Annotated in this window: 6 protein-coding genes; 4 read left to right on the forward strand and 2 right to left on the reverse strand. The window is 44.4% G+C overall.

The window, feature by feature from the left end; translation table 11 throughout:
- From RMO35_RS07745 to RMO35_RS07755, 3 genes are all read left to right on the forward strand, one after another.
- The coding region (locus RMO35_RS07745) for a dynamin family protein (RefSeq protein WP_309739943.1) at window positions 1-2010 on the forward strand (2010 nt) is incomplete at its 5' end.
- Between the two features lie 105 nt (window positions 2011-2115).
- Window positions 2116-2622, forward strand: a complete 507-nt coding sequence (locus tag RMO35_RS07750; protein WP_309739945.1) for a tetratricopeptide repeat protein — start codon at window positions 2116-2118, stop codon at window positions 2620-2622.
- 102 nt (window positions 2623-2724) lie between these two features.
- Window positions 2725-2997 carry a hypothetical protein gene (locus RMO35_RS07755; RefSeq protein ID WP_309739947.1) on the forward strand — a complete coding sequence of 91 codons (273 nt, stop codon included), beginning with the start codon at window positions 2725-2727 and terminating at the stop codon, window positions 2995-2997.
- On the opposite strand, the gene RMO35_RS07760 is transcribed toward RMO35_RS07755, so the two are convergent.
- A complete protein-coding gene (locus RMO35_RS07760; RefSeq protein WP_309739949.1) occupies window positions 2953-3213 on the reverse strand; it encodes a hypothetical protein in 261 nt (86 codons plus the stop codon). The genes RMO35_RS07755 and RMO35_RS07760 overlap by 45 nt on opposite strands.
- Window positions 3214-3561: 348 nt before the next feature.
- On the opposite strand from RMO35_RS07760, the gene RMO35_RS07765 reads away from it, so the two are divergent.
- A complete protein-coding gene (locus RMO35_RS07765; protein ID WP_309739952.1) occupies window positions 3562-5247 on the forward strand; it encodes a dynamin family protein in 1686 nt (561 codons plus the stop codon).
- A gap of 194 nt (window positions 5248-5441) precedes the next feature.
- Here the strand turns inward: RMO35_RS07765 and RMO35_RS07770 are convergent, their stop codons facing one another.
- Window positions 5442-6749 (reverse strand): tetratricopeptide repeat protein, encoded by a 1308-nt coding sequence (locus tag RMO35_RS07770; protein ID WP_309739955.1) that lies wholly within the window; start codon window positions 6747-6749, stop codon window positions 5442-5444.
- Window positions 6750-7242: the final 493 nt, after the last annotated feature.

Here is a 7242-nt window from a genome sequence, read left to right on the forward strand (position 1 = left end):
GCCAGAGTCCGCCAAGAAGTGGCTAGTTCCCTCAGCCGGATGGTAGCCAAGCTCCAGAAATCTGAACTCGCCGCCCAGACAGGCTCCGGAGAAATGGGATTCGATCGAGATTTAGTAGATCTCACCAAAGCTAGTACCAACCTCCAGAATGGTGTATTCCGGCTGATGGTATTGGGTGATATGAAACGGGGCAAAAGTACGTTTCTCAATGCTCTCATCGGCGAAAATATCTTACCCAGCGATGTCAATCCCTGCACGGCATTATTAACTGTGTTGCGCTACGGCGAACAGAAAAAAGTCACCGTGCATTTCAAGGATGGTAAGTTACCAGAAGCGATCGATTTTGGCTCCTTCAAAACTAAATACACGATCGATCCAGCCGAAGCCAAGCAACTCGAAGAAAGCAACAAACCCGCTTTTCCCGATGTGGACTATGCCGTTGTGGAATATCCACTAGAGTTACTATCAAAAGGAATTGAAATCATCGACAGTCCCGGCTTGAATGATACCGAAGCGCGGAATGAGTTGTCTTTAGGTTATCTAAATAATTGCCATGCAGTATTATTCGTTCTCAGTGCGTCGCAACCCTGCACATTAGGCGAACGTCGTTATCTAGAGAACTACGTCAAAGATCGTGGCTTGAGCGTTTTCTTTCTAATCAATGCTTGGGATCGAGTCAAGGAATCATTAATCGATCCTGATGATGCCACAGAATTAGCCGCAGCCGAAGGCAAACTCGATCGCGTATTCAAAGCTAACCTAGCTGAATATTGTAAAGTTGATGGCTACGATATTTACGATGAGCGCGTATTTCCCCTATCTTCGATTACCGCACTCCGCCGCCGCCTTAAAGATAAAGATGCCGATTTAGTCGATACTGGATTCCCCCCATTTATCAACGCACTCAATACATTTCTAACTCAAGAACGCGCGATCGCCGAATTGCGTCAAGCGCGGATTATTGCCAAACAAACTTGTAGCCACGTTCAAGAAGCCGTTGCCCGACGAATTCCTTTACTAGACGCTGATGTCGCCGAACTCAAAGCTAAAATCGCCGCCGTCGAACCGCAATTTAATAAACTCCAAGAAATTCGCGATGGCTTCCGCGATGATATTCGCCGCGTGCGCGATCGTCAGGCTCGATCGATCGCCGATTCCATGAAGACTTACTTACTCAAATTAGAAGATACTTTCGATACCGATTTCCAAGCTTATCAACCTTCAGATCTGCAATTTACCGACTTCTTCAGCGACAGCAAGCGCGAACAGTTCAACCTAGCCGCCCAGAAAGGCTTCCAACAGTACATCAACGATAAATATGCCGCCTGGACGCTCTCGGCTCAAAAAGAACTCACAGCCGCTTTTAGCGAACTTTCAGAGCAAGCCCAAAAACATGGCGTTAATTATCAAAATATCACTCAAGAGATGGCGGAGAAACTGACGGGTAAAATTCATACTCGGAATAATACCCTCGAAGGCGATGGCACCCCCTCCTGGGCAAAGTGGGCGATGGGCTTATTTTCGATCGCGACTGGTAACTTTGCGGTAGCTGCTTTAGCCGTTGGCGGTTTCAATTTCCAGAGCATTTTACTCAACATCTTTACAACTGCGGGGATTGCCGTCATCTTCGGCGCAATTCTCGGCCCAATTGGCATTCTTATCGCTGGATTAGGTGTTGCCGCCTTCCAAGTCGATCACGCGCGGAAGTATTTCGCCCAGGAAATCAAGAAACAATTAGTTGCCAAATTACCAGAGATTTCTAAGGAACAATGGCAACCGATTTATAGTGCCGCGCAAGAGTGTTTTGACACCTACGAGCAAGAGGTTATCAAACGCATCAATGATGATATTGCTACCCGTAAAGGCGAGCTACAAAATCTCGTCAAGCAGAAAGAATCTCAGGAGATCGATCGAGTTGCTGAGGTCAATCGGTTGCAACAATTTGAAGCTGATGTGGTGAAAGAGTCGGAATCGATCGAGTCTTTATATCAAGGTTTCTTAAATGGTTAATCTGTAGTAATTCTATCTAAAATCTAGATGATGGGCATTGCCCACCCTAAACCTTTTATCTGCCCAGCATCTACTAGCTAACTCTAAAATAGATAACAAAATTGTATGAAGTTTAGATATCAGCTAGTCAATGTTTTAATTGCTGTACTATCAATACTTACATATCAGCAAACTGCGAGAAGTACAGATAACCCATCACCTAGTCAACAAAATTTACATTTAGCGGAAGTTTACTTTAAACAAAGTGAGATACATTCAAAACAAGGTAAGTATCAAAAAGCGATTCAGGATCTAGATCGAGCAATTTCTATTTCCCCTCATGTATCTAAATTATATATAGAAAGAGCTAATTCTAAGCTAAAATTCAAGCAGAAAGATCCGGTGTCTGCATTGAAGTATAAATATGCCGCTCTGACAGACTATCAAGAAGCACTAAATTTAGTACAAGAACAAGGCAATTCAAAACAAGGAAAAATATTAAAAACTCAGATTGAATATATTGAGAATCATTTCAAAGAAATAACGACTGCGATTGCTACAGCTACTTTATTATTAATTGCTACAGTTTACTTAGGTAGTTCAGCAATCCACCGTATCAAGAATCAGCTATAAATCAAATATCAAAATCGTAAATTCACTATTCCTCATCCGCTTTCAGGACAGAAACCAATGTATACCATCTATGATGGAATAATCCATAGATATTTGTGGGCGATGACCACTCAATTTAACGGCTCCTTACCCAAACCAGCTACGAATATGAAAGTAACACTTCTGGTAGAAACTCTCCAACCTGGAAAAATTGCTGCTTCTGTCTTGGAGTTTCCCGATTCTCGGATCGAAGCTGAAACTAGAGAAATCGCGATTTCTCAATTACAGGCTAATTTCATAGAACGACTCAAGCGGCTAGAAGCAATTTCTTGGAATATTCCTGTCAATGCTTCAAATAGTATGGGGATGGAGTTTGTGGGTGTCTATGAGATTTAATAAAGCATCTAACTGTTGTAAACCCGATCGCACTGGACGATCGATTAAAGCTAACTTCAATCCTCTTCTAACTTCATAGTCACAAATATCGGAACTGACTACATAAACACTTCTTGCTAATAATCTATATAGCCATTCACCACACTCTCCAGCCTCACCTTGTTGATAAGGTGAAGACAATAAACCTAAAATCCCACTATCTAAAAATACAATCATGCTTTATTCATGTGAATAAAGTGTGCGTCCAGGTTCTCTACTGCTATCTACTATGTTTTTAAAGTTTTCCCATAGCTCCGCTCTTGCTGTTGATTCTTCTGGTGTTAGTTCTTCATCTAACCATTGACGCAATACGGTTTGGAGCCTCTGATTTCGTTCTAGTTGTTCGGCAGGGGATCTATCTAGAGCATTTACAGGGCTTGCAGTCTGTGGTCTTGGTTGTTTAGCTTGACTCAGTGGTTCTAACATAAAATAAAGGCGCACAACGTCTACTATCTCAATTTTAGATGTAAATCTATCCGATCGACAAATTATTTTAAATTACTTATTTAACCCGATCGCCAAACCATGAACTCCTCACTCATCGCCCACCTTCAAACTGCCGCTGACAAGCTAGAAATCGACCCAAATTCTAGACTGGCTAACGACCTCAAAACGCTGGCTAATAAATCAGCTCGATCGAACTACCAAATTGCTGTTTTTGGGCCATTCAATCATGGTAAATCGACGTTATTAAATGCAATATTGGGTAATAAAACCTTACCGATCGATCTAATCCCTACTACTGGCGCGGCGATTAAAGTCGTTTATGGTGAAGAGTTGGCGACTAAAATAACTCTCACTAATGGGCAAATAATCGCAGCGAAGAATACCGATATTTTAACTGAATTTGCGACACTGGATGACGATCGGCGGATGCGGGATGATGTGCTGGAAGTCGAGGTGAGTTTTCCCCATCCGTTTTTAAAAACTGGGGTAGAATTACTCGATTTACCAGGTACGAACGATCGCGACGAGCAGGATAAATTGGTACGCGATCGATTATTGGCGGCGGATTTGGTGGTGAATGTGTTGGATGTCCGCAAATTGATGACGTTGGGGGAGCGCGAACATCTGCGGGATTGGTTAGAAAATCGCGGGATTAATACCGTGGTATTCGTGGCTAATTTTACGAATATGTTAGAGCCAGAAGAACAGAAAGAAGTTCAACATCGGTTGCGATTTGTGGCTGAGAGTTTTCGAGCGCAATTACCGCCGGGGATTAGCAACCTCTATCGAGTTGACGCTCTCCCGGCTCTACGTGCCCGCCTGAAGGGTGATGACGCGACTTTGCATACTTCGGGGTTATCCTCATTTATTTCGGCGCTCCAGGCGATTGTGGCGTATCAGCGGGAGGAACTAGCTGATGTGCGGTTGCCTGTGTTGCGATCGTTGGGATTGGAAGTTCAGGGATTATTACGATCGCAGATTGCTAAATTAACAGCGGAAGTTAATGAAACGAAAGAGAAATGCGATCGAGAGCTAGCCCTCAAACGTCAAGCGCAAACATTGATCCAATCTGGATGGGAAAATAGCCTTAAAGAAGTCGAGCAATGGCTATATTTACCCAACCTAATTAGCTTTTATCAATCACCCCTGACTACGGCTATTCAACAAGATAGATTTGGTGAATGGGAATCGAGTAATGTCCGTCCGCGATTGAAATATGCTCAACAAGAAATTAATGATTGGGCGGCTAAAGCTGAGAGTTTTTTTAATACTTCGCCAGTCGCGCCACTGAAGATTATTTTACCAGAACCGCCGGAAGTATTATTGCCAGAATCGCCAGCTCAACCCCCACCAAAACCTGCGACAACAGCTTCCACACTCGACAGTTTGACACCTACCGCACTGGCGACTGGCTTGGGCTGGATCCTCGCAGGGCCGTTAGGAGCTGTAGTTGCTGGCGGTGCGAGTACGATTGCGAATAAACGATCGGGAGATCGATCTTCAGACAATATTAGTAATAGTAAAAATCTTGATAATTCGGCAGAAGTTTTAGAAGCTTATACCGATGCGGCGGCTGATTATTTATTTAGACTAAACACTGAGACGATCGAGACAATTAGATCGTATCGCGATCGAGCGGCGGCGGCAATTAATCCAGAGATTAAGATCGATCGTCAAATCGACCCTCAGCAACAACAGAAATTACTCGATTTAGAACGCTGTTTAGCTAATATTCTATCTTCAGATTTTTTGGGGCTATCCTGAAAATTGAATTGTATGAATCAGGTTATAAGTCTGTCAACTGATTAGTGGATACATATGCAGTTTTCATTTTATTGAAATACGTCTCCAATAATTTTAGCTAGTAGGTAGGCGCAATTATTTATCAAATAGGTAATGACTTAAACCTAATTGGTGGGCATTGCCCACCCTACTGGATTTGAAATATTTAGAGCAGATTATAACCCCTCTTCTAAATTATAAATTACTCGCTGGAGGTACCAATCCTCTTCATATCCGGGTTGCTCCTCTTTGAGTCGATCGATCAGCCGTTGGGCGATCGCCCATTGTCCGCTGACTAATACATATAAACGTTGGCGCAGGGCTTCATTTTGGGGCTGCGATCGATCTCGTTGCGGTGGTGGTGCCGACTGGGGTGCAGCGCGTTGAAATTTTTGTAATTGAGAGATCGTCTCTTGATATTTAGTTAAATCTTGACGTTCTAGATAGAGATTTGCAGCGGTTTGATAATCCTCGATCGCTTGAGGTAAATCTTCAGTTTTGATGTATATTTGAGCGCGGTTGAGATACGCTAACGGCTCTTGCGGATCGATCGAGATTGCTTGAGCAAAATCTGCGATCGCCGCCGGATAATCGTGTAAATTCACCCGGACATTGCCGCGTGCTAAATAGATAAATACATCCTGCGGCTCGATCGCTAAAGCGCGATCGAAATCTGAAATTGCACCGCGATAATCACCCATCTTATCTCTCAATTTACCGCGTCCGCGATACGCCACGTGAGAATTAGGATCGAGTTGAATCGCACGATTGAAATCAGTTAAAGCTGCCGTGCGATCGCCCTGTTTGGAATATAATGCCCCGCGACAGGCGTAAACCCATGCCTCATTCGGACTAGCTTGGATCGCCCAATTGGCATTATCGATCGCCCCTGCCAAGTCGCCCCGCTCGCCCTGTTCTAGTAGTTGGATATAAAACTGCTCTGGACTAGTTAGCGGGGGTCTGGGGGTCGATTTGGGGGCAATGGGCGAAATACTCGCAGGCAGATGGGCGAAGGTTTTGGGTTGGAGCGATTGCGCCAGATCGAAACATCGCTGACTATTTTCGCGATCTTTTTGGGTTAGATATAGATTAGCAGCCACCTTATACGCCGCGATCGCCTCTGAATAATTAGCGAGTTTTTTGCAGACCAGCCCTTTGAGCTGATATGCTGGCGCATAATCGCGACCGAATAAGATCGCGCGATCGATATCTACGAGCGCACCCGGAAAATTTTTGAGCGTTAATCTCGCCAACGCTCGTGCATAGCTACAATCGCGATGATGAGAATCGATTGCTAATGCCTGTGTATAGTCAGAAATCGCGGTAATGGTATCGCCCAGATCGAAATACGCCAAGCCACGCCGATAAAAAACCTCCGCCCACTCAGGCGTAGCAATCAGGGCGAGATCGAAATCTTCAATCGCCCCGCGCAAATTGCCAGCCTGAGCCTTTGCCAATCCTTGCTGATAGTATTCTTGTGCCATAAGATTAAACAGTTGACCCTCAGACAGAGCTTCAGGGCAAAGTTGACAGTTGAGTTAGCTCGATCGAGCTAAAATCCTCATTTACCCCACAACTAAAATCTAGCATAGAGTGAATGCCGCACCACGCGGCTCACTAGTCTAACCTTTGGAGGGGGTTTGGGGGAGCGGCTCGCGCTCCTCGGGTTTCCCGAGTGTTTAGCGATACAAGACAGGGTACCTCCCCCAACCGAGGATGTAGAGAGTACCCTTCTGGATCGGTACACAAGTAGGGTGGGCACTGCCCACCACAAGGGTTATAGAGAAATTCTAGTAAGTATTTAGGTGCAATTCTTTATAAAATAGATTGTGAATGAAACCTAGTTGGTGGGCAGTGCCCACCCTACGCGATATCTTGTATTTAATTACGCCTATCTACTTGATTTGCTACCTCTTACCTTTGACCCACATGTACCGTCCTATTTACTTCACCTCCCCGTCGAATAAACTCATCCAC

This window comes from Chamaesiphon sp. OTE_20_metabat_361 (assembly GCF_031364565.1).

Excerpts from the sequence above, each read along its gene's own strand:
- RMO35_RS07750 (WP_309739945.1), top strand. The coding sequence starts at position 2,116 with ATGAAGTTTAGATATCAGCTAGTCAATGTTTTAATTGCTGTACTATCA.
- RMO35_RS07755 (WP_309739947.1), top strand. The coding sequence starts at position 2,725 with ATGACCACTCAATTTAACGGCTCCTTACCCAAACCAGCTACGAATATG.
- RMO35_RS07760 (WP_309739949.1), bottom strand. The coding sequence starts at position 3,213 with ATGATTGTATTTTTAGATAGTGGGATTTTAGGTTTATTGTCTTCACCT.
- RMO35_RS07765 (WP_309739952.1), top strand. The coding sequence starts at position 3,562 with ATGAACTCCTCACTCATCGCCCACCTTCAAACTGCCGCTGACAAGCTA.
- RMO35_RS07770 (WP_309739955.1), bottom strand. The coding sequence starts at position 6,749 with ATGGCACAAGAATACTATCAGCAAGGATTGGCAAAGGCTCAGGCTGGC.